Below are 25,879 nucleotides of genomic sequence, written 5' to 3' on the forward strand. Positions count from 1 at the left end.
GAAGGAATTTTGTACACAATTTTTAGCAGGGTTATTCCACTACATTAACAACCGATAAGAAGCGTGCATCGATAACAATATTGGTTTTTTGTAGGTTACTTTTACTTAAGGTTAATTGCGGTTTATTTTGATCAAGTTCAATACTTACAACGAATCCTTCAGCTAATAATTCTTTATCATTGGTAATAGTAAACGTTGATTTTGCTAATTGATTAAATACTTGTCTGTCCCAGTTGGTACTTTTATCAACGTACAACAAATCACAAATGGCATTGCTAGAATCCACTAAATTGGTGAAGTTACGTAATGTGATGTGATAAGGCAATCGTCCTATGTTTTTTTGTGATGTTAAAAAGTCACCCACGGTATGGCTGTTGTTACCAACAAAACAATAAGTTAATTCTTTGTTAGACTTTTTATTCCAATTTAAATATGTCGCGATTTTATGAATGAGAACACCGGTTAATTGAGTTTCGGTATTAGCATTGGCTGCATTGCTCAATGTTGGTAGTGTGAATAAGCTAAAACCTAGAGAAATTAAGCTAAGGCGCTTGAATAAAGTAGAAAAGTTAAAAGGTGATATATATGTAATCATATTAATTCTGTACATATATATTGTTGACTGGAAATTGGATTGTGAAATTTGCGCCATGGCCTAATTCACTTTCAACTTCAATACTGCCGTTTAACGCTTGAGTGACTAGGTTATAAACCAAGTGCATACCTAAGCCCGAACCACCTTCGCCACGTTTGGTCGTCACAAAAGGATCAAAAATCTTTTGTTTTATTTTCTCTTCTATGCCTTTGCCATTATCGGTCAGCTTAATTTGGCATTGATTACGGGTAAGAGTTACTGAAATGTTAATTACACCCGCTTCCATCTTCTCAAAACCGTGGATAATGGCATTCATAATCAAATTGATAATAATCTGATTAATAGGACCCGGCTTTGTATCGGCTTCTAAAGATTCATCACAATTGATAATAACTTGGTGTTTGGATTTTTTTAATGTTGGATGCAGTGACATAACGATTTCGTGTAAAAATTCATTAAATTTAACATGCCTAATCGTATCTGCAGTTTGGTCAACCGCAACTTGTTTAAAGGAGCTGATTAAGTCTGCCGCTCTGCTTAAATTACGATAAATGATCTGTGTGTTTTCTTTACTCTCATCTAAAAATTTACCTAACTTTTTTGCACTTAGTGTTTTAGATTCAAGCTCTGACTTCATGTCATCAATTCTATCTGACATCATAGTTGAAGCTGTTACACCTAAGCCAATAGGCGTGTTAACTTCATGGGCAACACCGGCAACCATTTGTCCTAACGAGGCCATTTTTTCAGACTGAATAACTTGTGATTGATATTGATGAACTTGCTCTAGGGCGTCTAACAATTCTTGATTCGAGTCTCGCAACGCTTGAGTACGCATTACCACCTTTTCTTCCAAGTTTTGGTTTAATTCGGTGATCTCTTTTTCTGCGTCTGTGTATTTATTAATTTGTTTATAGATTCGGGTCAGCATAGCGTTAACAGAATTAGCTAACGGCACCATCTCTGTCAGTTGTGGGCTACTTACTTGAGTATTAAAGTTTTTGTTGTAACTAAGATCTTTAATATCTTTTATAAAGGTATTGATCGGGGACAGAATACGTCTTCTGAGTATCAAGGATGTAAAAAAGGCGATAAAGGAAATAAGTATACCCACGGCAATATTATAAGTGGCTAAGCTTAAAAAATTGTCGTTGTAACTGGCTAATTGCATTCTTAAATAAACAAAACCAATATGTTTTGAAGTCGATGGATCTAATACTGGTACGCCATATTCCACTACATTGTCGGTAAATACGGCATTAGATAATTGTTTGATTTTATCGAACTGAGGTGAAATAGGGGGAACACCTTTTTGATTAAAACTAACAAAATATTCTAAATTTTTAGTTTCTTCATTAACACGATACACATGGATATTACTGACTTCATCTATCTTTTGTAAGGTAGTTAAAAAATCGTTAAGCCCATTACGTTGATTAAATGAGAGTGGCAGTTGTGCATTAAATGTAATGATATTAGCAATGGTTTTAATAAAACGTGTGGCATCAGCACTGTTTTTATCATTACTGTATAAAGTGGTCGATAGAATTGAAAACAGCAATGACAATAGACTTATAGATACAAGTGCTGTTGTAATTGATGCTTTTAGAGATACGTTTGACTTAAATTTTGCCACACCAACTCTTCTTTAATAACAATTTGGTCAAGGGAAATGCCAATAAATTTTTGACTAACAATAAACTTAACCTGTGTTTAGGTGTTATGCAATAAATTCTCCCCAGATAGTCGGCATTTATTAGAATGAATTTAACGGCTTACCATTTTTATCAATTGCAGTTTGGTTAAACCCGTTTCAGCTGTGATTTGTTTTAATTCCATCTTATTTAATATCGCTTGTTGTTTGGTCACATCTTTGTTGAATAACAAATCAAAGTCTCGTTTACAAAAACAGATCATTTTATTTTTCTGCGTTACGTCATCCAATACAGACCGATAGATCATGTTAGGACAAGCAGCCACACGAGATGGTGACTGCAAACAACGAAGCGTTTGTTGTTCAGCTGAAGCAGGTAAACTGAAAAAGCTGACCATAAATCCAAATATAATGGTAAGTAATTTACCGAAGCAAGGTTTCATACAATTCCAAATATTGGTTTGCACTGTCATGCCATAAAAACTTGGTATCCATAGCTCTAACTTGTAAGTTTTTATAACGTTCTGGGTATTCCCGATAAAATAATAAACCGCGTCTAATCGCCGCAATTAAATGGGAGCAATCAGGTTGTGTAAATACCACCCCCGTTGCATCATCAAACGCCAAGTCAATGACCGTATCTTTTAATCCACCTACTTCACGCACAATTGGCAACGTACCATAAGCTAGTGCGTACATTTGTGTTAAACCACAAGGTTCAAAAAGAGAAGGAACTAAGAAATAATCAGCACCCGCCATATAACTATGAGCTAATTTTTCACTGTAACCATGATGAAAGTGCAACTTATCTGGGTGTTTTTGCGCTAAGAATTCAAGCTGATCTACATAAATAGGGTCGCCAGTTCCAGCTATTAATATTTGAACTTTATGTTGAACCAACTCTCGTAAAGCAGGAATTAAATAATCTAATCCCTTTTGATCCGTCAGACGGCAGACTTGAGCCACAATTGGAATATTAGCATCTATCGTTAATCCGGCTTGTTGTTGCAGGTCTTTTTTGTTTTCTAATTTTTTCTCAAGACTGTTTGGCCCATAAGGGGTATGAATTAATTGATCTTGCTCCGGTGACCAATCTTTATAATCACAGCCATTTAGAATACCGCTGGTTTTATGTTTCACTTGTTGGAAAATATCAAACAAGTGATGTGAACCTAGTTCGGTTAATAGCTCTTGGGCATAATTAGGGCTAACCGCAACAACTCTGCCAGCAAACACAATGCCTAGTTTTAAAAAGTTAACCACATCGTGTTCATAATTGGGGTGACTGGTCCCCAGTTTACTGATCAAAGACGGTACTGATTTTTTGCTAAATATGCCTTGAAATGCGCCATTATGAATAGTCAAAATAGTATCGCAGTTGGCCTGTTTCCAATAATCATCATGTTTAAATAACATAGGAATTAAGGCGGTGTGCCAATCATTGCAGTGGATGATATTCGGACTGAATGATAATTGAGTCGCAAAGTGCTGAAAGAAGTACAGTATGGCAATAGAGAAAACGGAAAAACGCTCACCGTTGTCTTCAAATGCATGATAATCATCACCATAAATGCCAGAACGATCAAACAAGGTGGCAATATCTACACAGTATATTGTTAATCCAGTGTGCTCAAATACATGCACATTCACTTGATATGTGATATTTAAATTAAGTGGGAAAGCGTAACTTTTTATCGCATTGTCTTTTGGTAATATTTTAGCTATTTGCTGATAATAAGGGATAACAATTCTCGCATTATGACCCAATTTATTGAGCGCTAATGGCAATGCTTTAGCGACGTCGGCTAACCCCCCTGTTTTCACTAAGCCTTCAATTTCAGAAACTGCAAAAAGAATGTTTTTCATATTGTTATTCAATTACCTTGGTATTTTGTGGCACGACAGTTATGCCATTTGGCGAAATCGTAAATCCACGTTTTCGGTCATGTTCGTGATTGATGCCAATTTTTACATCATCTGCAACTTGTACGTGTTTGTCTAATACACATTTATTAAGTACAACACCTTTGCCAATACGGTTATGCCCCATTAGTACCGTTTCAAAGATGTCGGCGTTGGTTTTTACTTTTACGTCGTAACCTAAAACACTGTGATCTATGGTCGCACCAAAAATCTCACAGCCGGCCGAAATAGCGCAATTTTTGATCACACTTTCTTTGCCTTCTCTGGACGACCTAATTTGCGCGGGAGGCATTGGTGGGTGATAAGTACGCATAGGCCAACGAGGATTGTATAAGTCTAATTCAGGTTCTTTTACTAACAGCTCCATATTGGTTTTCCAATAACTATCAATGGTACCTACATCGCGCCAGTACATTTGATTGCCATTGTCTTTTTCAATTTGATTTCGGGTGAAATCATACACAAAAACATCACCGTTTTTACAAAGGTTAGGAATGATATTTTTGCCAAAGTCATGATTACTTTCCGTGACTTTCGCATCACGTTCTAGCTCTTTATATAAAGTTTCTGCTTCAAATACATAGTTGCCCATACTTACTAATGCAAAATCAGGCTCGCCAGGGATAGGTGTTGGATGTAATGGCTTTTCCACAAAGCCAGTCATCTTCCAATCTTCATTAATTTCAATAACGCCAAATTCAGTGGCTTCGGCAATAGGCACCTTAATCGCGGCGACTGAACACTTGGCATTGCGCTTTTTATGTAAGTCGACCATTTGTCTAACGTCCATCTTATAAATATGGTCGCTGCCAAATACACATACATGATCAGGGTCATGCAGCTGGATAATGCGCATGTTTTGATAAATGGCGTCTGCAGTACCTTCATACCAACGTTTTCCCATTCTCATTTGAGCGGGGACAGGATCAATAAAACGATCAGTGATACCAGACATATGCCAAGCTTGACGCAAGTGAACATTAAGAGATTGAGATTTAAATTGGGTGAGGATAAATATTTTTAATAGGTCGGAATTTACAAAGTTATTGAGGACAAAATCAATGAGTCTATATTGTCCAGCAAAAGGAACGGCGGGTTTACTTCGACTCTGAGTTAGGGGAAACAGTCGGGTTCCTTCCCCACCGGCTAAAATTAACGAAATTACACCTGGCATAACTTATCCTTTTTCAAAAAATAAATAGTTGCCTGCGACGACTTACTGCAGGTAGATGGCTCACGCCAATTGCTTAGCGTAAGACTCTACTCAGATACTAGTCCCTGTGTAATAAATGTTAAAGCGTTTATTTTTGTTTTTTATTTCAACTACTTTTAAGTGGCGCTTTATTAATTCTGGGTAAGGTAAAAATGAATTTGCTACCATCCAAAATTGATATTTACGTTTAAGTAATTTAAGTGCTTGACTGATCAGTTGTTCGGTGATGGTGTAATCTGTTTTTGTACCAGTATGGAAAGGTGGGTTGGTTACAATGAAGTTGTACTTATCACCCGAACTGATAATAGCCGATAGTCCGTTGGAACTAATTGCGTTGGCCTTTACATCATTTTCAACAAAGGTCTTGTTGCTACTGGCAACCGCTAAGGCATCAACATCTACCGCCGTAAATGAACAATCATAACGTTTTGCTAATGCGGCACTTATCACTCCACAACCACAACCAAAGTCTAAGCCATGACCTGTTACTTCAGTTATTGTATTTAACAATAACTGCGTGCCATTATCTAACGTGTTGGCACTAAATACGCCAGGTAAAGCAAGGAGTTTTAATGAAACCGATTGTTGGTCAATTTCAATAGTTACGTCTGTTTTACTAAACCAGTCATCCAGAGTTTTAATACAAACATAGTCATTATAACTCGCAGCAAACAACATGCAGTGGCGTGCTGAATCTAGTTTTGCGGTGTCGCTACAATAAGTTTCAAGTACTCTTGCACAGCCTTTCACGCCACCTTTTTTCTCGCCTACAACGTAAATTACCGCACCCGAATTTAGGTGCTTTGACACCATAGACAGATAGTAATCAAAACGTAATTTTGTTTTTGGAAAGTAAATAACAACGGCATCAAACTTTGTATTGTTCGTTTGCTCTTGAGTTAACCAAGCCCCAAAGGAAACATTGTGTTTTTTATGCATTTGGTGCGTATCAAAGTAAGGCGTGTATCCAAACCAATTAATGTCTGTACGTTGGACACTAAACTCTGAAATGGCATTGTCATTGACTAAATCTAATAACAACACATTGCCCGCAGGTAAATGCTCAATATTACGTTCTAAAACTTGGTTCTCTGCAAATAACATATTTACTCACTGTTTTGCTTAAATGGCGTTGTGTATAACAGATATTCTTATTTGATCCGTTTGAACATGATGTCCCAAACGCCATGACCTAAACGATGACCTCGTTGTTCAAATTTAGTTAATGGCCTATGTTCTGGACGTTCAACAAAATCGCCATTGGTTGCAATGTTTTCAAAACAATCCGCAGCGTTCATGACCTCTATCATATGTTCAGCGTAGTTTTCCCAATCTGTGGCCATATGAAATACACCGCCAATTTTCAACTTAGTACGTAATGATTCTACAAAAGCGGGTTGTACGATACGACGTTTATGGTGACGTGTTTTGTGCCAAGGGTCTGGGAAAAATAATTGCACGGTATCTAAACTTTCGTCCGGCACACAGTCACGTAAAACTTCGATAGCGTCGTGCTCATACACTTTTAAATTTGTTACTTCAGCTTCATTTGCTGAGGACAAACAAGCACCTACACCAGGTAGATGAACTTCAATGCCGATGAAGTTGGTTTCAGGTGCGTTTTTCGCCATTTCTACTAACGAGGCGCCCATACCAAAACCAATTTCTAATACCAGTTGACCATCATTGTTAAAAAGCGCTTTAGGATCGATTAGTCCATTTTTATGCTCTAACCCCATGGTTGGCCAATGTGCATCAAGTGCGGCTTGTTGACCTTTTGTTAGGCGACCTTCACGTTTTACAAAGCTTTTAATAGTGCGAATGTATTTACCGTCCGCCTTGGCTTGTTCAACAGAAGTATGTTTTTGTTCAGTCATTTTTATGGTCACCTAAATATTCAGTCAATTAACCGCGGCATTATCTTACACCCTGCGGTTTGGCTCAAGCGCTTTATCCATCTCAATGGCTTTATCTATCTTAAGTACAAGGAAAGGTGAGATTGAATTTAAAGGATTTGTTTTAGGAGTCTGATATCATCGGTAGATAAGTTTGTCTTTTCACGTGTAAAAAGGTCTGAATGTCTGCAGTAAATAAACAACTCTCAACTTGGTTTTCAAAGTCAGTATTAACTTGGTACGACAACAAGGGGAGAAAACACTTACCTTGGCAGCAAGATGTGACGCCTTATAAGGTTTGGGTTTCAGAGATAATGCTGCAACAAACCCAAGTAACCACGGTTATTCCGTATTTTGAACGTTTTATGAGTTTGTTTCCAACAGTGTCCGATTTGGCCAATGCCAAACAAGATGAAGTGTTGCACTTGTGGACTGGGTTAGGGTATTACGCCCGAGCCAGAAATTTACATAAAAGTGCGCAAATTATTGCAAAAGATTATAACGGTGAATTCCCCACTGAGTTTGAGCAAGTGTTGGCTTTACCCGGAATAGGGCGTTCCACCGCAGGGGCTATATTGTCGTTATCGTTGGGACAACATCATGCGATTTTAGACGGAAATGTTAAGCGCGTATTAACGCGTTTTATGGCTGTTGAAGGTTGGCCTGGGATTAAAACAGTCGAAAATCAACTTTGGCAAATTGCTGAGCAGTTTTCGCCGGTTAAGCGTATTGATAACTTTAATCAAGTGATGATGGACTTAGGGGCAATTATTTGTACTCGGTCTAAACCTAAATGTGAACAATGCCCGTTACAAACTAAGTGTCGAGCGTATGCATTAAACCGTACTACCGATTTTCCATATTCAAAACCCAAAAAAGATAAACCGGTTAAGTTTGTTTATATGTTGTTACTGCTAAGCCATGAAAATAAATCTCATCAAGTTTACATGTACCAAAGACCTCAGTCAGGCATTTGGGGCGGTTTGTATTCTTATCCAGAGTTTTCTGATTTAGCTGAATTAGAACTATACCTTCAGGAACAGTCGTTAGACTTGTCAGTGACCGATTTAGAATTTAATGAAGCTCTGTTATTCCGTCATACTTTTAGCCATTACCATTTGGATATTCAGCCTGTGATCTTGCCAATCCAATCTAAACCTAATGTGATCAATGACGGTAATGATATTTGGTATTTGTTGAATGATGATGCAGAAGAAATGTCTAAAATTGGCAAATCTGCAGTGACAGAAAAGTTATTAAACGTATTGAAAGCTGGTGCTTATTAAAAATTTGATTACAATATTGCCAATTAAAATTTATAGAAGTTATTAAATCATGGCTAGAACGGTTTTTTGCGAATATTTAAAACAAGACGCTGATGGGTTGGATTTTCAATTGTATCCAGGTGAAGTAGGCACACGAATTTTTAATGGCATTTCAAAACAAGCGTGGGCGGAATGGCAAAAAAACAAGTTATGTTAATTAACGAACATAAGCTGTCTATGTTGAAAGTAGAAGACCGTCAATTATTAGAAGACGCGATGATAGGCTTTTTGTTTGAAGGAAAAGACGTAACCGTAGAAGGCTACGTACCTAAAAAATAAACCTGACGATATTAGAACTAAACAGAAGCCAGCGCAAGCTGGCTTTTTATTAGTTATTTTTTATTAGCTAAGGCATTACTTCATCGCTAATGAAAATAAATGAGTAAAACATTAAAGGTAAGCCTTATTTACAAACTCATTTTAAAATGAGATTTAACATTAAACTATCCAATACAGCGTAAATGTTTGATAGTTAACCTCTGTTTTTACCTTAAATATGCGATTTAGTGTAAAAACTGTTCGTTTAGTTAAAAATATGTAAAAAATAGGTTGACTTGAAAACCCAAAATCCGTTTAATACACGCCCTCGACAAGGTACCACTTGTTGAGTTGGTAATAATTAACACCGGTTACAATTAATTGTAATAAAGTTAATTGCACTAAAACATTCATATATACCAAGTATGATTGTCATGTGCCTCGATAGCTCAGTCGGTAGAGCAGAGGATTGAAAATCCTCGTGTCCCTGGTTCGATTCCGGGTCGAGGCACCATTTTTTACTAGCATTTCTTTTCAAGAAACAGCTGTGAAAAATGCTCTTGTATAGAGATTATGTGCCGACTTAGCTCAGTTGGTAGAGCAACTGACTTGTAATCAGTAGGTCGCCAGTTCGACTCCGGCAGTCGGCACCATTTTCTATATTAAAGATACCTCAGAAATATTTCTCATTTAGTTACCCCCTACTAAAATACTAATTGTCATAATAATACAGTCCACAAATTGTTAATGGCAACAAATACATTTAGGGTCTTTAGTGACTTTAAAACGCTTAAATGCCATTCCCCAGGCATCAAATAAACTTAAGGTATTTAAGTTATTGGTTTTGCCTAAAATTAATCTTAAAGCCTCTGTCGCTTGAAGACTACCTAACACGCCTAATACCGGACTGAATACACCTGAGGTTGAACAGTTCAAATCTTGGTTATCTGCACTTGGGAATACACATTGGTAACAAGGGGAGTCAGGCGAGGCAAAGTCAAAACTGATCAATTGCCCTTGGCTTTGAATTGCGGAGGCTGACACTAATTTCACTTTGTTTTTTACACAGGTTGCGTTTATAAAATGCCTTGTGGTTGCATTATCAGTGCAGTCCAAGACCACGTCGACATCATTGAGTAATTCGCTTAAGTTTATATTTAATATCGATTTGGTTATGCCATTGACTTTAATTAAAGGGTTTAACCTTTGTAATCTTAATTGGGCGATATCTACTTTTTGCTCACCTATGTCTTGCTCTGTGAATAACACTTGTCGTTGTAAGTTACTGCTTTCAATGATGTCATGATCAATTAAAGTAATAGTACCCACACCGGACGCCGTTAAATATTGACTGGCTGGGCAACCTAAACCGCCCAGACCAATAATTAAAACATGGGAACTTTTGATTGCTAGCTGGCCTTCTTCCCCTATGCCATTGGTCATGACATGACGGTTGTAACGAACAAATTCTTTATAATCCAAATGCATGTCGGGGTTTAAATGATGTTCAGGCATGGTGCTCTCGATTTTTTCTAGTTTGAATGAGTTGTTGGAATTGTTGTATTACAGATTCTGGATCCGGCGCTTCAGTGATAGCCGTGACCACCGCAATTGAATTTACTTGGCTTGTTAATACTGCACTTGCACGATTTAATGAGATCCCGCCAATAGCGACCGTTGGTATATCAGGCGTTAATTTAACTAAATCGGTTAAGGTTTTTACACCTTGTATTTGGCCTGTCATGTCTTTAGTTTTTGTTGGGAAAATGGCACCTATGGCAAGATAAGACGGTTTATATTGTTTTATTTTCAACAATTCATAATGGCCATGGGTACTAATACCTAAACGAAGGCCAGCCTGTTTTATGTTGGTTAACTCGGCTTGCTCAATATCTTCTTGTCCTAAATGCACACCGTAGGCTTTATGTTTTATGGCAAGTTGCCAATGATCATTAATAAACAACATGGCGTTATACTGGTTGCCAAGGGCGATGGCTTTGACAATAGATTGTTCTAAGTCATCGCCTACTAATTTCTTCTCTCGGTATTGGATAAGTTTAACGCCAGTTTTTAACAACCTTTCTAACCAATCTAATGAATCGACGACCGGATATAATCCAAAATTATTTATGTCCACGCTGGAAAAACCTGAATCAAAGTCATTTACTTTGTGACTACTTTCTCCCTGTGAGGTTTCTGCAAACCAGTCGATATCGGTGGCTAATGTTGAACCTTTAACCAACACCTCCGGGTAATGGTTAATGTTATTAGGCCAAGCACCTTGCCAAATGGCATCTTGGCAATGTTGATGCGATTTAACCTTGTCTAGTCCTTGGTTTATATAAGCTTTAGCGATAACAAACGCATCTTTTAACGCGTAACCTTGGGCAATTAACGCCGCTAACGCAGAGGCAAAAGTACAGCCTGTGCCATGACTGTTTTCAGTATTAATTCTATTGCTGCTTAACCAATAACTGTGCTGTCCGTTGGTACAGAAATCGATACTTTTATTGTCCGCTATTTTAATATGCCCCCCTTTGATAATGGTGGCAGTGACACCTAGGGCGAGGATTTTTTGTGCTGCCGTTGTCAAACAATCCCATGAAAAAGCAAATACACCGGTGAGTTTTTGTAGTTCTTTTCCGTTTGGAGTTATCAAATCAACTAAAGGCAATAACCTCTCTTTGATTGTTGGTAATATGTCATCTTCTGTTAAGTCTCCACCGTTTGAGGCAACGGCGACAGGGTCGTAAATGATATAGGGTTTGGTCGTCCATTCTTGATTAAATCGAGTGATCTGAGCGGCAACCAATTCAACTTGTTGGTTATTTGCTAACAAGCCAATTTTAATAACGCTTGCTGGTTTCACTTGTTCTAACGCTTTTATCTGCGACAAGATCACGTCTTCTGGCATTGGATTAATCGCTTCCACGCCAAATGAGTTCTGTGCGGTAACGGCGGTGATGACAGAGCAAACTTCTGCTCCTAAATTATGTATGGTTTTTGTATCCGCTTGAATCCCAGCACCGCCTGAACAATCGCTACCGGCAATAGTCCAAACTACGGCTTTATTATTTGTTTGCTCCATTAGTTTATCCTGTTAATTTTGGTGCCAAAAAGGCGTGTCTAATGTAGGAGTGCTAGGATGCGCGGTTTGTCTTGGTTGCATGATGCCTGCTCGATAAGCTTGTTCACCAGAGTTGAGGGAATTAGCAAAGGCGCGAGCCATTAAAACCGGATCGTCCGCTAGTGCTACTGCGCTATTCAATAGAATTCCGTCGTAGCCCATCTCCATGGCTAAACAAGCGTCTGACGGCTTGCCTATACCAGCATCTAAAATTAATGTGGCGTTAGGCAACCGAGTACGGATAGTTTCTAGATTGTAAGGGTTCATTAACCCTTTGCCGGTGCCTATTGGTGATGCCCAGGGCATGATAACTTCACAGCCTAAATCGTATAAACGTTGGCACAAGACTAAATCGTCGGTGCAGTAAGGTAATACGTTAAAACCCGCTTTTATTAATATATCTGTGGCTTTGAGCAGCTCAAACGGATCAGGTTGCAAGTTATAATCATCGCCAATGACTTCAAGTTTTAACCATGAAGTTTGAAACAATTCACGGCTCATTTGGGCCAAGGTATAAACCTCTTTTGCGGTTTTACAGCCCGCTGTATTTGGCAATAAAAAACCGTTAGTTTGTTTAACTATGTCTTGTATATATTGCCAAATTTGCTGACCTGATTGTTCTTGCGGATTTTGGCGTTTTAATGACAAAGTCACCACTTGAGAGCCGCTGGCCAAAATAGCTTGTTTCATAATATCTGGCGACGGATACAAGGCAGTACCAATTAACAGTCGGCTGTTAAGTTGCTCACCGTAGATGGTCAAACTCATGATTAACCTCCATGAATTGGGAATAAAACATCAATTGAATCGCCATCGTTTAGTCGAGTAGATGCATATTGGCTTTTATTAACAAAATCACTATTAAGTGCCAAAGCAAAGCTCATTTCTTGCTGCTTTGGTGATAAATACTGTCGTAGCGCGTCAGTAATATTAGGAGCAAGGCCTTTGTTATTGGTTTGTTGTAAATTAAGCGGTTCACCGTTTATATGTATTTTCATATTATTTCTCTTTTGTCTAATCGTGCGACAGCCAATTCCACTTGTTTCAGCACCACAGGGGAAATGAGAAAACCGTGGCGGTACAAACCATTGACTTGAATTAAACGTTGTTTGACCAAAACCTGTGGTTGGTTGTCACTAAATGCAGGTCTTAATTGACTGATGTGTTGACGAATGTTTGCTTCTGCAAAACCCGAGTGAACACTATAAGCTGCACTGAGTAACTCCATTGCTGATCGCACAGTCATTGGCGATAAGTCATCACTTTCAATTTCGGTCGCGCCGACTAGATAAACATGATTAGGTTTAGGGGCAATATAAAGCTGATACCTTGGATGCATTAATCTGACGGGGCGAGTTAAATTAACCTCAGGTGCATACAAGTGGAACAATTCACCTCTTACGGCGCGTAAATCGTCAAGAGGTAAAGCTTGATGGTTTGGATCTAAACTCGCTCTAGCCCCAGTCCCTCGACAATCAATAACCAAATCAAAGTGTTGAACTTGATCATTCACCGTTAACTGGCAATGCGTTGTTTGGTTGGTTATTTGACTTACTTCAGCCTCGGTTACCCAATTAACTTGTTCCAACTCGAGTTGGTGTTGTAAGGCTGTTAATAACATGCGGTTATCAATTTGCCCTTCGTCGGGTAAAAACAAACCTTGGTTAAAGTGTTGGGCTAACTCGGGTTCGAGCGAATACAATTGCTGTTTGTTTAATGATGTTACGGTATGTTGTGCATAGTTACGGGCGATATGTTGAACAAAACGTTGGTGATCTCCTTTGTCCTGCTCATGACTTACCATGATTGCCCCTCGTTGTTGAAAATAGACATTAACATCTAATGTGGACAGTAATTCAGGCCACATTGTTATTGACGCAATCCCCATTTTAACAATGTTAGGTTCACAACTCATGGACTCACCCAGCGGCGTTAATAATCCCCCCGCCGCATAAGCTGCACTCTGTTTGGCTTGTTTGTCGTCCTTGTCAAACAGGTTCACCTGATAACCTTGTCTGGTTAAAGACAAGGCGGTGAGTCGACCCATTAACCCCGCTCCAACTACCGCAATATTCATTGTGTATTTCGTTCCTTGATGTACTTTGTAACTCATATTTATAAGGTATGTATTACAAACGGCTTCTACTTCGCAGGGTGATAAATTTCACTACCCGACGCTTTAAATTCCGCTGACTTTTCAGCCATACCTTGTTCAGAAACTTCAGCGACTGCCTTTTCTAACGCAGCACTGTCGGTGCTGACGGTTTCATCTAGCAGTTTAATCGCGATAGATTGTCCTTTACTTTGAGCATCAGCTTCTAAGTCAGCAGCATAATCTCTCACTTCTTGGCTAATTTTCATTGAGCAGAATTTAGGGCCGCACATAGAACAGAAGTGCGCAACTTTGCCTGATTCTTGTGGTAGTGTTTCGTCGTGATACTCAAGTGCACGCTCAGGATCTAATCCTAAGTTAAATTGATCGTGCCAACGGAATTCAAAACGGGCTTTAGATAATGCATTATCTCGAATTTGCGCGCCAGGATGCCCTTTGGCTAAATCACCCGCGTGTGCCGCTATTTTGTAAGTGATCAATCCTTCTTTAACATCTTCTTTATTGGGTAAACCTAAGTGCTCTTTAGGTGTTACGTAACACAACATGGCACAACCGTACCAGCCAATATTAGCGGCACCAATACCAGAGGTTATATGATCGTAACCCGGAGCTATATCTGTGGTTAATGGCCCCAAAGTATAAAAAGGCGCTTCGCCACAATGTTCTAATTGTTGTTCCATGTTTTCTTTTATCATGTGTAAAGGTACATGTCCTGGACCTTCGATGATGGTTTGCACATCATGTTTCCACGCAATTTTAGTTAATTCACCTAAGGTGCGTAATTCACTAAATTGCGCTTCATCGTTAGCATCAGCAACCGAGCCAGGTCTTAAACCATCACCTAATGAGAAAGATACATCGTACTTTTTACATATCTCACAAATGTCTTCAAAATGCGTGTATAAGAAGTTTTCTTTGTGATGTGACAAACACCATTTAGCCATAATAGATCCACCACGGGAGACAATTCCGGTCACACGTTTTGCGGTCATAGGCACATACCTAAGCAAGACACCGGCGTGGATAGTAAAGTAATCCACCCCTTGTTCAGCTTGTTCTATTAAGGTGTCACGGAAAATTTCCCACGTTAAATCTTCGGCAACGCCATTTACTTTTTCTAGTGCTTGGTAAATAGGGACTGTGCCAATTGGCACAGGAGAATTACGAATGATCCATTCACGGGTTTCATGAATATAACGTCCCGTCGATAAATCCATTACGGTGTCGGCACCCCACTTGGTAGACCAAACTAGTTTTTCTACTTCTTCTTCAATAGACGATGTAACCGCTGAGTTACCTATGTTGGCGTTTACTTTGATTAAAAAGTTACGGCCAATGATCATAGGTTCAGCTTCTGGATGATTAATGTTTGATGGAATGATGGCGCGACCTCGAGCCACTTCATCTCTTACAAATTCAGCAGTGATTTCATTTGGAATGCTAGCTCCAAAGCTTTGGCCTGGGTGTTGTTGGGTTAACATCTCGTCATTAAGTTGTTGTCGTTTTAGGTTCTCACGAATGGCAATATATTCCATTTCTGGCGTGATAATACCTTTACGAGCGTAATGCATTTGAGTCACGTTTTTACCCGGTAAGGCACGGCGTACTTTAGGTAGATTTTCAAAACGAATATGATCTAAGCCTTCGTCAGCCAAACGTTGTTGACTATAACCCGAGGTTGCCCCTTCTAATACTTCGGTATCGTCTCTGGCTTCAATCCAACTAGCACGTAATTTAGCTAACCCTTTATGTACGTCAATTTGCGTATCTTCGTCGGTATAAGGGCCGGATGTGTCATATACACGAATAGGTTGATTAGGTTCTAAAATAGGGTTGTCTTGGCTACCGCCTACGAGTGAATCGGCTAAGGATATTTCACGCATACCTACTTTAATCGGGTAGGTGCTTCCTTCGATATAGACTTTTTTTGAGTTTGGGAAACGTTGGTTGGAACAGTTTGTTAAAAATTGTTCGGCTTGTGCGCGACGTTCGCGGCGAGTAAGTTTAGTCATGGTTTCTGCCTTTTGGTTAATTCGCTCAAAATATTGAGCACAAAAGACGGAGTGTAGATTTACAGGAGCTTTGTAATACCTATTTTACTAAGATTCGCCCAGGGCGGGTGAAATACTAAAACGGGTGTTATTTCCCTTGTTTCCTTCGCAGATATTAGTCTGAATCAGGTTCTACGGATCCCGCTTTCGCGATCTCAGCCAACACAAAAATGTAATTGGCACTCCGACAAGTCGAGGCGATACTAAGCTATTCAATTTTTCAGCGCAACCCCAAATACACGGTTTTAACGTTATAACTTATTTGTAAAGCACCATATTGGATGTGTAATTTAGTTTGCCTTTTAAACAGGTTGTTTGAATATCAACCAAGTAAAGGGGATGCTAGGATTATTTGTAAAAATTCTATTGCTATCTGACCTTATTTTCTTTATCCTCCCTGCCGTTAAATTCGCCTCGATAGCTCAGTCGGTAGAGCAGAGGATTGAAAATCCTCGTGTCCCTGGTTCGATTCCGGGTCGAGGCACCATTTCTTTATAGATACGGCAATTTAACGGTGTTCTTGTTAAAAGATCATGTGCCGACTTAGCTCAGTTGGTAGAGCAACTGACTTGTAATCAGTAGGTCGCCAGTTCGACTCCGGCAGTCGGCACCACTCTTTTAAACAGTACCAAAAGTAAAAAGCACACTATGTGCCTCGATAGCTCAGTCGGTAGAGCAGAGGATTGAAAATCCTCGTGTCCCTGGTTCGATTCCGGGTCGAGGCACCATCTTATTCCCTTCTAAATACACTTATTCATTAGTTAAACTCATCATTCAATAATTCTGTTATTTGTTCATATTACGTTAGTTTCTAAAGGGAATAAGATAGTTCTCGACACATCGAACGTTCGCTTCGCTCAGTTCGATGACTCAGTACATACATGAATATGTTGTTACGCTTGTTTATTTGCGAATTCAGTAGGAATTAAAAATTGTTTAGTCGAGATAAATTGTTGTAGGCATAGCTGTCTACGTCAAATCAATTTAGCGAAGCATAAACGATTTTTAAACCTATCGTAGACATGACAAAACATGTTTAAGAAATTAAATGGATGTAGGTACTAACTATTTCAACCAGTGACCTTTGCATAAAAACCGGAGTAGAGAGTCAAGCATGTTTTGGTTTGCTGATTGTGTAAATAAGCAAATGGAACAACATCAAGCCCTACGGGCCAGCTAAAGCTGTTGATGAATGTTCCAGACATTCATGCTCCGGGTCGAGGCACCATCTTAATATTCCCTCAATTATTTAACGCCAATTTCAAATGTTATTCAGTCTGAATGTTTTTCGCACGCTTATCGTTTGCACAATATGCATTGGCGGATATTAAAATTAAGCCCGACACAATCGAACGCTCGCTGCGCGAGGTTAGATTATGAAATACGTCCATGTATTTCACCGCAAGCGGCCAGCCTACGGCTGTTAAAATTTGTTCCCGACAAATTTTTCCGGGAGAGCACCATCTTAATATTCCCCATTCTTATATTATTAAATTCAAATTAAATATATCTTGCTGTAATTGAGTTGATCTCAATTTCAATGTTATGCAGTTGGGAATAATAAGATGGTGTCTCAACACAATCGAACGCTCGCTTCGCGAGGTTAGATTATGAAATACGTCCATATATTTCACCGCAAGCGGCCAGCCTATGGCTGTTAAAATTTGTTCCAGACAAAAATTTCCAGGGGAAGGCTCCTTATTTATATTCCCCCTAATTAACGGCAATATAAAGTATCATTTAAATATCAGGCGTTGCGTTTTTTTGGATGGTTCATTTGGCTAAGTAATCTCAATTATTAAGCTTAAATGTTGAATATATTGAGGATTATTCTATTCTTCTGATTTGGAACTGATTTCACACATTAAATTAATGTGTTGAGAACTCAGCTTGTAACGCCCTTTAGCCTAGAAAAACAAAAGGTTTTTCCACTGGTATTTATAATGCTATTACGGTTAAATACGCAAATAATTAATAGCACTTAGTGCACTTGGATCTGTGTGAAAAAACAAAAGTATTATAAAAATCCTAAGAAGAAGTTTACCCTTAGTATCGTTTTTGCCTCTTTTCTTATCTTTAGTTTTTTAGCTTTTTTTGAGTATTCGAAATTTACACATGATCGTCAAGAGCAAGTTGTTATGGTTACTCGTGCGCTTTCTGACTTTCGAGCTCGACTTGAATTTCTGATTAATGAAAACTTGAAGTTACCCCAAGGATTGATAACTTACGCTGCGTTAAATCCAGACCTTACGCAGCAGCAGTTTGAATTGTTCGCACGAGAGACATTAATTAGTGATAACCGAATACGTAATATCGCCTTAGCAAAAGATCTCGTCATTTCTCACATGTACCCTATGGCAGGCAATGAAAAAGCAATTGGTTTAGATTACAAAAAAATCTTGAGCAAAAACTCGCCGCCATTCAATCCGTAAATTTAAATAAGATCATAGTCGCAGGGCCCTTAAATTTAGTCCAAGGTGGAGTTGGACTCATTGCCAGACAACCTATATTTGTGTCGTCTACTGGTGATTTATGGGGCATTGCTTCCATTGTTTTAGATTATAAAAGTATATTATCAGATAGTGGGATAACGTCTCAAAATCACCTTAAGATTGGGTTAAGAGGTAAGAACGCCAGTGGTACCAATGGAGAAATATTTTTTGGTGACCTTAGTATCTTTGATACTTCGCCAGCACAACTCGACATAAATTTACCTTATGGCAGTTGGCGCATAGCGGCAGAACCTATAGAAGGTTGGTTAACATATTCCATTAACTTAGTGGTTTGGTCTCTAGCGTTAGTTATCTTTATGATTACATTTTTGATCCTTCGTCAAAAACAAAATATTGAATTACTTCACAGAGATGCGATTAAAAAGCTATTAGAGTCTGAGCAGCGTTTCCGAACTTTCTTTAAAGATCATGATTCGGTTATGTTTCTTATCGAACAAACTTCCGGAAAAATTATAGATGCTAACGATTCTGCAATTGAATTCTATGGTTACAGCCACCAGCAACTGCGTAAAAAACGCATACAAGACTTGAGCGGTTTTCCAATAGATAAAGCGGAGTCTGAACATGCAAGATCGCTTGATATTGAACAAAAATTTTCCGTATTTCCGCATAAATTAGCAGACGGTACAATTAGGCAAGTTGAGGTCCACACTTCGCCAATGATGGTCGATGACACACCTATATTATTTTCAATCATTCATGACATCACAAAACGAGTTGAAATTGAGAAGAAGTTACAGCTAGATGCAAAAGTATTTGAAAACTCACAGGAAGGCGTATTAATAACGGACCCAAATCAAAGAATAATTGCAGTTAACCATGGTTTTACGGCGATAACCGGTTATGAAGAAGCGGACTCTATCGGTAAGACGCCTGCAATATTAAGCTCAAATCGACATGGTCCTGAATTTTTTGCTGAGATGTTTTCTCAGGTGGATACCTTAGGGTTTTGGCGTGGCGAAATTTGGAATAGACGTAAAAATGGCGATGTTTACCCTGAGTTATTGTCTATCAGTAAAGTGGAAGATGAATACGGTGAGCTGATTAATTATGTGGGGGTTTTCTCTGATATAACACGCCTAAAACAATCAGAGCAAAGGTTAGAGAGGTTAGCGCATTATGATGCATTAACGGGGTTACCAAATCGATTGATGCTTAAGTCTCGGTTGAAACATGCCATTGGACTAGCGAAAAGACAAGATAGTAAGTTAGCGGTTTTATTTATTGATTTAGATAAGTTTAAAATTGTGAACGACAGTTTAGGTCATGTTGCAGGGGACGAATTACTTAAACAAGTAGCAAATAGAATGTCAGACCGAATGCGTCAGTCAGATACCGTTTCCAGAATAGGTGGTGATGAATTTGTTCTTTTAGTTGAAGGCGTTGCTCACTTAGATGATTTGATCTTGGTGGCTCAAGATATAATTAACGACATCAATAAACCATTTATGCTCAGTGGTGAGAATGAGGTGTTTATTGGTACGAGTATAGGTATATCTATTTTCCCTAACGATGCAAAAGACGCAGAGAATTTAGTCACTTTCGCCGATGCGGCAATGTACAGAGCAAAACAAAATGGCCGTAATACCTATTCATTTTATACCGAATCCTTGTTGCAACAAGCAGACGTGAAGTTGAAATTGTCTGTGCAGCTGAAACATGCGATTGAACAAAATGAGCTCGAACTGTTTTACCAACCCCAAGTTGATTTATTAACTGGGGCTTTAACTGGCGTTGAAGCATTAATTCGTTGGAATCATCCTGAAAAAGGCTTGTTGTCTGCAAGTGAATTTATAGAGTTAGCAGAAGAACGTGGGATCATCCATGACATTTCAAAGTGGGTGTTAGAGCAAGGCTGTAAACAGTTGAAAGTTTGGCAGGATCGTGGTTTTACTGGTTGTTTGTCATTGAATATTTCACCGCGTGATTTTGGTTTTGGTGACTTTTTTAATGACATTAAACAACAGATTGAAAAGAGTGGGATTGACCCTAAAGGATTGGAGTTAGAAATAACTGAAAATGCAATCATGAAACGGGCTGATGCAATTATGGAGTTGTTTAAACAACTAAAAGAACTCGGTGTAAGCATTGCTATTGATGACTTTGGAACTGGTTATTCATCGTTGTCATATTTAAAACACTTCCCAATTGATAAATTAAAAATTGATCAGGCATTTGTTAAAGAAATGCATACAGATCTGTCTGATAGTGCGTTAATCGAAACGATTATAAATATGGCAAGAGGGTTCAACTTAACCGTTATCGCTGAAGGGATCGAGTTATCCGAACACGCTAGTTTGTTAATAGAGTTAGGTTGTGATCAAGGGCAGGGTTACTTATACGCCAGACCTTTACCTCTTGGTGACGTTGAAGCCTTGAGCAAAACAAACCATTGGGCGTTAGATTAATTAAAAAATCGGGGAGACGTTATTTACTTCTCCCCCTAGTACCTCTTAACTGATTTTTCTGCATTTTGGCATGGATCTCCTTTTCAAGGTCTATCCCTTGCCAGTGCGCAATGTCTAATACTCTTAATACTATATCGGCAAGTTCTTCACCAAAGGCATCGGTTGGCTTTTCATTTCTGCATTCGTTAATAGCTTCACCAACTTCAGATGCAACGAGTGCCAAAGCTTCTAGGGTGGTTTTATTATGCCATCCCATTTTTTCAACCCATTCATAGTTCTGTTTTGCAATGTCGTTGATTTTCATATATTTGCCTAACTGGAATTAATTAAAGTATGTCGCTCACCATACCTAGCTTGGGCAAATAAGCCAACAATGTTAACTTTGTTAGTGCTGACTTATCACATTAATACTAATTTTTAACGGTTTATGTGAATAAGTTCACAGGAACATTTTGCCGCTTATGTGGTTTTATTATATGGTAATCACATTAGTTAACTCCTACTTTAAAGCGAATTATTAGGTCCGTTAAAATGACATCACGTAAAAATACAATACCTGAATTACAAACACATCACTCAAGGTTAGGGAATCGATTAACTCGATGGTTCGGTCGAAGCATGTTGGGATTATTAGGTTGGCAGATCAAAGGCGAGTTTCCTGCAGATAAAAAATGTGTAATTTGTGTTGCACCACATACATCTAATTGGGACTTTTTCATTGCCATTTTTGCAGTGTTAGCAATGGACATTAAACTGGTGTGGGGAGCGAAACATCAGATATTTATTTGGCCAATCAAGTCATTACTTGGTGGGTTAGGGGGGATGCCAATTAATCGAAAACAAGCAGGAGGGGTCGTCGGCCAAATTGTGAATGAATTTAATCACTCGGAATCTATGGTATTTGCACTTGCGCCTGAAGGCACCCGTCACCATGTGCCTAAGTGGAAAAACGGTTTTTTACGAATAGCAAAAGAAGCCCAAGTTCCTGTGTATTTGGTACATCTAGATTATAAAAAGAAAGAAATGGGATTTGGCCCAAGTATCGTCGTGGATGATTTGGATGCATCAATGGAATATGTAAGAAACTATTATCGAATAATCCCGGCTAAACACCCTGACAAAACCAGTTAATGGTGATGTAAGCCCAGATATCAACGGAAGTTTTTAAGGGCTTCCGTTATCACTTCCCATCTTTTAAATTGGTGTGCTTCAATCTGGTTGGGGTCAATATCTTCAACGACGGACTTAGCTTTAGATAATGCTTCCTGATCTATGTAGAAAGAGGCTAAATATACCTTTGCGTTAATGATAGTGGCTGTTCTGGCATCTTGAATTGCATGAAATACTGCATTTAAATAGTTATCTTCACTTTTTTTAGCATCCCCAAGTACCATATGCATACGAGCTACATGGATATAGAGTGTGGCAATTTGCTGCTCTATCTGTAAGTCGATAGCGTGCTGTAAGGAGGTTTGGTAATTTAATAAAGCGTCTTCATATTGTTTTAAAAAACGATAGCTATGCCCTAAGTTACCGTATAATTCTAGTTTTAGGTGTGAGTCTCTACTGCCCTTATAGTCTTGTTCTATTTCCTTTAATAAACTAAGGGCTTCTTCATAACGTTTTAAGTTAATCATTAAGTTAGCAATAGTGACTAAACGCATTGGGCTATGGAAGGACTTATTTAAACTGGATAAATCGGCTACCGATTTTTCAATTAATGCGAGTGCTTGTTCTTTTTCGCCATCAATAAGTAACAGCTTTGCTCTATAAATGTTTAAGTAAGAAACAAACATAGGTGGATGACTTAGAACACGTTCTAGTTCGTCTAGCTCTTGTCTTAATAACTTAAACTCTTTGACAGTCACTAAAGAATCTAATTGCCACAACTTTAAATTGTACCAATTCATTGTGTTTGGCTTGGTATTTTTGAGTTGATTATTAACCCAAGATAAACAGTTTTTAGAAGGGAGATCACACTCGTTTGCTACTGCAAAAAAAGAGGTGAATAACATGGTCATTGCCAAAAAATAAATAGGATAAATATACGTAACTTTCAAACTGTAACTATCCTATGATAAGTGGGGTAAATGTTCGTATTTAGGGTAATATTGTATCAAATTAAGGATATACTAATATAGTGTTTTTTCCCCTTGTTCTATTGATACAAAACAAACTAATTGGTTATGTGATAGAACATTATCAAGATGGTTGGGTGAAATGATTAACTTTATGTTAGATAAAGGGTAAAAGTAGATATGATCACCAAAGGTAGTCTCTTGCGTATGAAGAAACGGATAAATAAATTAACTAAGATATTAATAGCGTTAATATTTTCTATCTCAAGTGGTTGTGCGACAACCAGTGAACAAGCTTTCACCGATGACGATGTAAAAAAGCAATACAACATTTGTCAGACCCATAAAAATAGTGTCTGTACCTTAGACTTCCATCCGAATAACAATTTAATTGCCAGTTCTGGTTATCATCCTGTTGTTAAAATTTGGCATCGGGAAAATGGTAAAATTTTACATTCTTTACTTCATCCAGTAGGGGTGCCTAGCTTAAGCTTTAGTCATGATGGCCAGTATTTAGCAACTGCAAGTTATGATGCTAATGTACGAATCTGGGATGTAAACTCTGGTGCTTTAGTTAAGACCTTTTCTGGCCACCAAGGCTCAGTGTTTGGTATTGCATTTAGTCCTGATGATCAACATTTAACCAGTGTGAGTGCCGATGATACTGGCAGAATATGGAATGTAAGTTCTGGTGAATATATTGAACTTAAACGTCATCAAGGTGATGTATGGGGAGTTGCCTATAGCCACAGTGGACAATGGTTATTAACTGGTGGTGAAGATAATAAGGTTAATATTTGGGATGCCAAAACGGGAAAATATCTCTCTACTTTAAATGAACATTCAGGCGCGGTATTGGCACTTGAGTTTAGCCATCATGATAAATTGTTGGCATCTGGTGGCGACGATTACATCATTAACATTTGGGATACACAAACATGGACTATTTTGAAATCGATTAAACAGCCTATGTATTCAATTTACGGGTTATCTTTTAGTCCTGATGATTCAATCCTTGTAAGTAGCCACAGAGATAAAGGCCTATTTGGTGAACTGTTACAGTATCACTTTGATTACGGTAATGATGGCCAAGATATCACGATTAGGTTTTGGGATGTAAAAACTGGTGATTGCCTACAGCACTTAAATGGCCATAAAGATGATGTAAATAAAGTTGTATTTAGCCCAGATGGTGCAAGGGTTGCCAGCGCTAGTGTGGACGGCTCGGTCATATTATGGGATGTGGACAAAGTTTTAACGCACAAACGTGCCTGCCAAGACGAGTAAATCCCTATCAACGTTGCCATTCTCAAATGATGACCAATTATTCAATGATAATGTTCAGGTAAAGTTTTTTCACTTATCAGCTGTATTTAACTCGTTTGTATAACTGACGCGGTTTACCTAAATTTGAACGGTAACAAGGTTAAATTTTTGGAGATGAAGATGATAAATAAAGTGATTCATTCAATCAGTATAGTAGGTGAGTTTATTTACCAACTTAAACACATATCGGTGAGCCAATGGGATATGGAACACTCAGAGTAGTTAACAAATAGTTTTTCTGGGACAAGTTTACTTTTTTAGACTGTAAATTAATAAACAGTTATAGGTAAATGTCCTAGGATCGGATAGTGGTTTGTCGCCGTTAAACTTATTTTATTATGTATTAATGATAAGAGGTGCTATGAACTATATAAGCGTTATAGAAAGATACCACGATTATAAAAACCCAATTCATGAGCTTATGGCTTCTATTATGGCTGGGGCGTTTGATGAGGCGTTTTTTAACGACGACACAAGTTTAGTCAAGTCGATGAAGTGGTTACGTCACAATTACCCTTTTGTCGATTTAATGTTCACTCTAGATAATCAAGGGGTTCAGCTAAGTCCCAACATATCAAGTAAGTTAATTAGCCATAAAAACTTTGGTGTTGGTAAAGGTGTAGACCGCTCTTATCGACCATACTTTATCAAAGCTAATGATAACGACGGCATTGTGGTTACTGAACCTTACTTATCGACATCCAGTCACAATTTATGTATTTCCACGGCACTTAAATATAAAGATAAATCTGGCCAAGTGATTGGCTTTTTAGTGTTGGATATTGACTTGGCTCATGCCATTGAGTTTTTGATGGGGGATAACAAACGCAAACGATTTCACCCTTTATTCATCAGTGTTTACTCTTGCATTGTTGTTGGGCTGTTTTGTATTGTTGGTATTTTACTGTATTCGGCGGGCAGTGAAATTGTCAGTTTGTTTATTTCACCTAGCGCAGAAGATCTCCAGTCCAAACCTTTTGGCATTATTATATTTTTAACATTGGCATTGGCGATATTTGATTTAGGTAAAACAACGATGGAAGAAGAAGTCTTAATGCAAAAAGACATCTTTAGACACAGCTCAACTCGCAGAACCATCACCCGATTTATTGCTACCATCTTGATCGCAATATCAATCGAAGCCTTATTGTTGATGTTTAAGTCTGTATTAGGGTCGCCAGAGTATTTGTCTAGTGCTGTCGCTATGATGGGGGCATCGGCCGCTTTACTGGTTGGGTTGGGTATTTATGTTTACTTAGGCGCCAAAGCAGAAGTGTTGTTAAAGGGAAATATGTTTCAAAAAGAACTGATTAAGTGAGGTAAAAAAACGCCGTTATACAGAGACAGTTATACAACGAGGTTAAACCCGATAACTCGGGCTTAACCTCGTCAGTTGTATC

21 protein-coding genes, 5 tRNA genes, 1 pseudogene and 1 riboswitch are annotated in these 25,879 nt (G+C 38.4%); of the genes and pseudogenes, 12 read left to right on the top strand and 15 right to left on the bottom strand.

Annotated features, from left to right (window positions below; translation table 11 throughout):
• Positions 1 to 31 precede the first annotated feature (31 nt).
• The 7 genes from RT723_RS13825 to trmB all read right to left on the bottom strand — a co-directional run bounded on the left by RT723_RS13825 (position 32) and on the right by trmB (position 7,262).
• A complete protein-coding gene (locus tag RT723_RS13825) occupies positions 32 to 595 on the bottom strand; it encodes a YfiR/HmsC family protein (RefSeq protein WP_315947653.1) in 564 nt (187 codons plus the stop codon).
• A gap of 1 nt (position 596) precedes the next feature.
• The gene (locus RT723_RS13830; RefSeq protein ID WP_315947654.1) at positions 597 to 2,231 is read right to left on the bottom strand and encodes a HAMP domain-containing sensor histidine kinase; all 1,635 of its coding nucleotides are present in this window, start codon (positions 2,229 to 2,231) and stop codon (positions 597 to 599) included.
• A gap of 131 nt (positions 2,232 to 2,362) precedes the next feature.
• Positions 2,363 to 2,692 carry a hypothetical protein gene (locus RT723_RS13835; RefSeq protein ID WP_315947655.1) on the bottom strand — a complete coding sequence of 110 codons (330 nt, stop codon included), beginning with the start codon at positions 2,690 to 2,692 and terminating at the stop codon, positions 2,363 to 2,365.
• Positions 2,673 to 4,115 (bottom strand): glycogen synthase, encoded by a 1,443-nt coding sequence (locus RT723_RS13840; RefSeq protein ID WP_315947656.1) that lies wholly within the window; start codon positions 4,113 to 4,115, stop codon positions 2,673 to 2,675. Before RT723_RS13840 ends, RT723_RS13835 begins: the two co-directional genes overlap by 20 nt.
• Positions 4,116 to 4,119: 4 nt before the next feature.
• Positions 4,120 to 5,346 (bottom strand): glucose-1-phosphate adenylyltransferase, encoded by a 1,227-nt coding sequence (glgC, locus tag RT723_RS13845; RefSeq protein ID WP_315947657.1) that lies wholly within the window; start codon positions 5,344 to 5,346, stop codon positions 4,120 to 4,122.
• Between the two features lie 90 nt (positions 5,347 to 5,436).
• Positions 5,437 to 6,489, bottom strand: a complete 1,053-nt coding sequence (locus RT723_RS13850; RefSeq protein WP_315947658.1) for a methyltransferase — start codon at positions 6,487 to 6,489, stop codon at positions 5,437 to 5,439.
• Between the two features lie 47 nt (positions 6,490 to 6,536).
• Complete coding sequence (gene trmB / locus RT723_RS13855) at positions 6,537 to 7,262, bottom strand: tRNA (guanosine(46)-N7)-methyltransferase TrmB (protein ID WP_216056111.1); 726 nt, start codon at positions 7,260 to 7,262, stop codon at positions 6,537 to 6,539.
• 200 nt (positions 7,263 to 7,462) lie between these two features.
• On the opposite strand from trmB, the gene mutY reads away from it, so the two are divergent.
• The 4 genes and pseudogenes from mutY (at position 7,463) to RT723_RS13875 (ending at position 9,516) form a co-directional block, all read left to right on the top strand.
• Positions 7,463 to 8,566, top strand: a complete 1,104-nt coding sequence (gene mutY, locus RT723_RS13860) for an A/G-specific adenine glycosylase (RefSeq protein WP_315947659.1) — start codon at positions 7,463 to 7,465, stop codon at positions 8,564 to 8,566.
• Positions 8,567 to 8,615: 49 nt separating this feature from the next.
• A pseudogene (locus tag RT723_RS13865) lies at positions 8,616 to 8,884 on the top strand (oxidative damage protection protein).
• 417 nt (positions 8,885 to 9,301) lie between these two features.
• Positions 9,302 to 9,377: transfer RNA gene (locus RT723_RS13870), tRNA-Phe, on the top strand.
• Between the two features lie 63 nt (positions 9,378 to 9,440).
• Positions 9,441 to 9,516: transfer RNA gene (locus RT723_RS13875), tRNA-Thr, on the top strand.
• A gap of 91 nt (positions 9,517 to 9,607) precedes the next feature.
• On the opposite strand, the gene RT723_RS13880 is transcribed toward RT723_RS13875, so the two are convergent.
• From RT723_RS13880 to thiC, 6 genes are all read right to left on the bottom strand, one after another.
• Positions 9,608 to 10,378, bottom strand: coding sequence for a HesA/MoeB/ThiF family protein (locus RT723_RS13880; protein ID WP_315947660.1), 771 nt, complete (start codon positions 10,376 to 10,378; stop codon positions 9,608 to 9,610).
• Positions 10,371 to 11,951 carry a thiamine phosphate synthase gene (gene thiE / locus RT723_RS13885; protein ID WP_315947661.1) on the bottom strand — a complete coding sequence of 527 codons (1,581 nt, stop codon included), beginning with the start codon at positions 11,949 to 11,951 and terminating at the stop codon, positions 10,371 to 10,373. The genes RT723_RS13880 and thiE overlap by 8 nt, the downstream gene beginning before the upstream one ends.
• Positions 11,952 to 11,963: 12 nt before the next feature.
• Complete coding sequence (locus tag RT723_RS13890) at positions 11,964 to 12,758, bottom strand: thiazole synthase (RefSeq protein ID WP_315947662.1); 795 nt, start codon at positions 12,756 to 12,758, stop codon at positions 11,964 to 11,966.
• Positions 12,759 to 12,760: 2 nt separating this feature from the next.
• The gene (gene thiS, locus RT723_RS13895; protein ID WP_315947663.1) at positions 12,761 to 12,988 is read right to left on the bottom strand and encodes a sulfur carrier protein ThiS; all 228 of its coding nucleotides are present in this window, start codon (positions 12,986 to 12,988) and stop codon (positions 12,761 to 12,763) included.
• The gene (gene thiO / locus RT723_RS13900; protein ID WP_315947664.1) at positions 12,985 to 14,067 is read right to left on the bottom strand and encodes a glycine oxidase ThiO; all 1,083 of its coding nucleotides are present in this window, start codon (positions 14,065 to 14,067) and stop codon (positions 12,985 to 12,987) included. Before thiO ends, thiS begins: the two co-directional genes overlap by 4 nt.
• Positions 14,068 to 14,132: 65 nt before the next feature.
• Positions 14,133 to 16,115: a phosphomethylpyrimidine synthase ThiC gene (thiC, locus tag RT723_RS13905; RefSeq protein WP_315947665.1), complete on the bottom strand. Its 1,983-nt coding sequence runs from the start codon at positions 16,113 to 16,115 to the stop codon at positions 14,133 to 14,135.
• 123 nt (positions 16,116 to 16,238) lie between these two features.
• A riboswitch (TPP riboswitch) is annotated at positions 16,239 to 16,351 on the bottom strand.
• Between the two features lie 214 nt (positions 16,352 to 16,565).
• Here thiC and RT723_RS13910 point away from each other — a divergent pair.
• The 5 genes from RT723_RS13910 (at position 16,566) to RT723_RS13930 (ending at position 21,075) form a co-directional block, all read left to right on the top strand.
• Positions 16,566 to 16,641, top strand: a tRNA-Phe gene (locus RT723_RS13910).
• Between the two features lie 50 nt (positions 16,642 to 16,691).
• Positions 16,692 to 16,767 (top strand) — tRNA-Thr (locus RT723_RS13915).
• A gap of 39 nt (positions 16,768 to 16,806) precedes the next feature.
• Positions 16,807 to 16,882 (top strand) — tRNA-Phe (locus RT723_RS13920).
• Between the two features lie 1,272 nt (positions 16,883 to 18,154).
• A complete protein-coding gene (locus RT723_RS13925) occupies positions 18,155 to 18,586 on the top strand; it encodes a hypothetical protein (protein WP_315947666.1) in 432 nt (143 codons plus the stop codon).
• Positions 18,587 to 18,666: 80 nt separating this feature from the next.
• Positions 18,667 to 21,075, top strand: a complete 2,409-nt coding sequence (locus RT723_RS13930) for a sensor domain-containing protein (RefSeq protein ID WP_315947667.1) — start codon at positions 18,667 to 18,669, stop codon at positions 21,073 to 21,075.
• A 19-nt stretch (positions 21,076 to 21,094) separates the two neighbouring features.
• On the opposite strand, the gene RT723_RS13935 is transcribed toward RT723_RS13930, so the two are convergent.
• The gene (locus RT723_RS13935; protein WP_216056100.1) at positions 21,095 to 21,379 is read right to left on the bottom strand and encodes a MazG nucleotide pyrophosphohydrolase domain-containing protein; all 285 of its coding nucleotides are present in this window, start codon (positions 21,377 to 21,379) and stop codon (positions 21,095 to 21,097) included.
• 227 nt (positions 21,380 to 21,606) lie between these two features.
• Here RT723_RS13935 and RT723_RS13940 point away from each other — a divergent pair, with 227 nt between their 5' ends.
• Complete coding sequence (locus RT723_RS13940) at positions 21,607 to 22,206, top strand: 1-acyl-sn-glycerol-3-phosphate acyltransferase (protein WP_315947668.1); 600 nt, start codon at positions 21,607 to 21,609, stop codon at positions 22,204 to 22,206.
• A gap of 20 nt (positions 22,207 to 22,226) precedes the next feature.
• Here RT723_RS13940 and RT723_RS13945 read toward each other — a convergent pair whose 3' ends face one another.
• Positions 22,227 to 23,090, bottom strand: a complete 864-nt coding sequence (locus tag RT723_RS13945) for a tetratricopeptide repeat protein (RefSeq protein ID WP_315947669.1) — start codon at positions 23,088 to 23,090, stop codon at positions 22,227 to 22,229.
• 270 nt (positions 23,091 to 23,360) lie between these two features.
• Here RT723_RS13945 and RT723_RS13950 point away from each other — a divergent pair, with 270 nt between their 5' ends.
• Together RT723_RS13950 and RT723_RS13955 are read left to right on the top strand one after the other, a co-directional pair.
• Positions 23,361 to 24,440 carry a WD40 repeat domain-containing protein gene (locus RT723_RS13950; protein WP_315947670.1) on the top strand — a complete coding sequence of 360 codons (1,080 nt, stop codon included), beginning with the start codon at positions 23,361 to 23,363 and terminating at the stop codon, positions 24,438 to 24,440.
• A 400-nt stretch (positions 24,441 to 24,840) separates the two neighbouring features.
• On the top strand, positions 24,841 to 25,797 hold the full coding sequence (locus tag RT723_RS13955) for a PDC sensor domain-containing protein (RefSeq protein WP_315947671.1): 957 nt from the start codon (positions 24,841 to 24,843) through the stop codon (positions 25,795 to 25,797).
• Positions 25,798 to 25,879: the final 82 nt, after the last annotated feature.

The organism is Psychrosphaera aquimarina, from assembly GCF_032461525.1.
Lineage (GTDB): Bacteria > Pseudomonadota > Gammaproteobacteria > Enterobacterales > Alteromonadaceae > Psychrosphaera > Psychrosphaera aquimarina.

Coding starts and splice junctions, on each gene's coding strand:
- RT723_RS13825 (WP_315947653.1), bottom strand. CDS start 595: ATGATTACATATATATCACCTTTTAACTTTTCTACTTTATTCAAGCGC.
- RT723_RS13835 (WP_315947655.1), bottom strand. CDS start 2,692: ATGAAACCTTGCTTCGGTAAATTACTTACCATTATATTTGGATTTATG.
- RT723_RS13840 (WP_315947656.1), bottom strand. CDS start 4,115: ATGAAAAACATTCTTTTTGCAGTTTCTGAAATTGAAGGCTTAGTGAAA.
- glgC (WP_315947657.1), bottom strand. CDS start 5,346: ATGCCAGGTGTAATTTCGTTAATTTTAGCCGGTGGGGAAGGAACCCGA.
- RT723_RS13850 (WP_315947658.1), bottom strand. CDS start 6,489: ATGTTATTTGCAGAGAACCAAGTTTTAGAACGTAATATTGAGCATTTA.
- trmB (WP_216056111.1), bottom strand. CDS start 7,262: ATGACTGAACAAAAACATACTTCTGTTGAACAAGCCAAGGCGGACGGT.
- mutY (WP_315947659.1), top strand. CDS start 7,463: ATGTCTGCAGTAAATAAACAACTCTCAACTTGGTTTTCAAAGTCAGTA.
- RT723_RS13880 (WP_315947660.1), bottom strand. CDS start 10,378: ATGCCTGAACATCATTTAAACCCCGACATGCATTTGGATTATAAAGAA.
- thiE (WP_315947661.1), bottom strand. CDS start 11,951: ATGGAGCAAACAAATAATAAAGCCGTAGTTTGGACTATTGCCGGTAGC.
- RT723_RS13890 (WP_315947662.1), bottom strand. CDS start 12,758: ATGAGTTTGACCATCTACGGTGAGCAACTTAACAGCCGACTGTTAATT.
- thiS (WP_315947663.1), bottom strand. CDS start 12,988: ATGAAAATACATATAAACGGTGAACCGCTTAATTTACAACAAACCAAT.
- thiO (WP_315947664.1), bottom strand. CDS start 14,067: ATGAATATTGCGGTAGTTGGAGCGGGGTTAATGGGTCGACTCACCGCC.
- thiC (WP_315947665.1), bottom strand. CDS start 16,115: ATGACTAAACTTACTCGCCGCGAACGTCGCGCACAAGCCGAACAATTT.
- RT723_RS13935 (WP_216056100.1), bottom strand. CDS start 21,379: ATGAAAATCAACGACATTGCAAAACAGAACTATGAATGGGTTGAAAAA.
- RT723_RS13940 (WP_315947668.1), top strand. CDS start 21,607: ATGACATCACGTAAAAATACAATACCTGAATTACAAACACATCACTCA.
- RT723_RS13945 (WP_315947669.1), bottom strand. CDS start 23,090: ATGTTATTCACCTCTTTTTTTGCAGTAGCAAACGAGTGTGATCTCCCT.
- RT723_RS13950 (WP_315947670.1), top strand. CDS start 23,361: ATGAAGAAACGGATAAATAAATTAACTAAGATATTAATAGCGTTAATA.
- RT723_RS13955 (WP_315947671.1), top strand. CDS start 24,841: ATGAACTATATAAGCGTTATAGAAAGATACCACGATTATAAAAACCCA.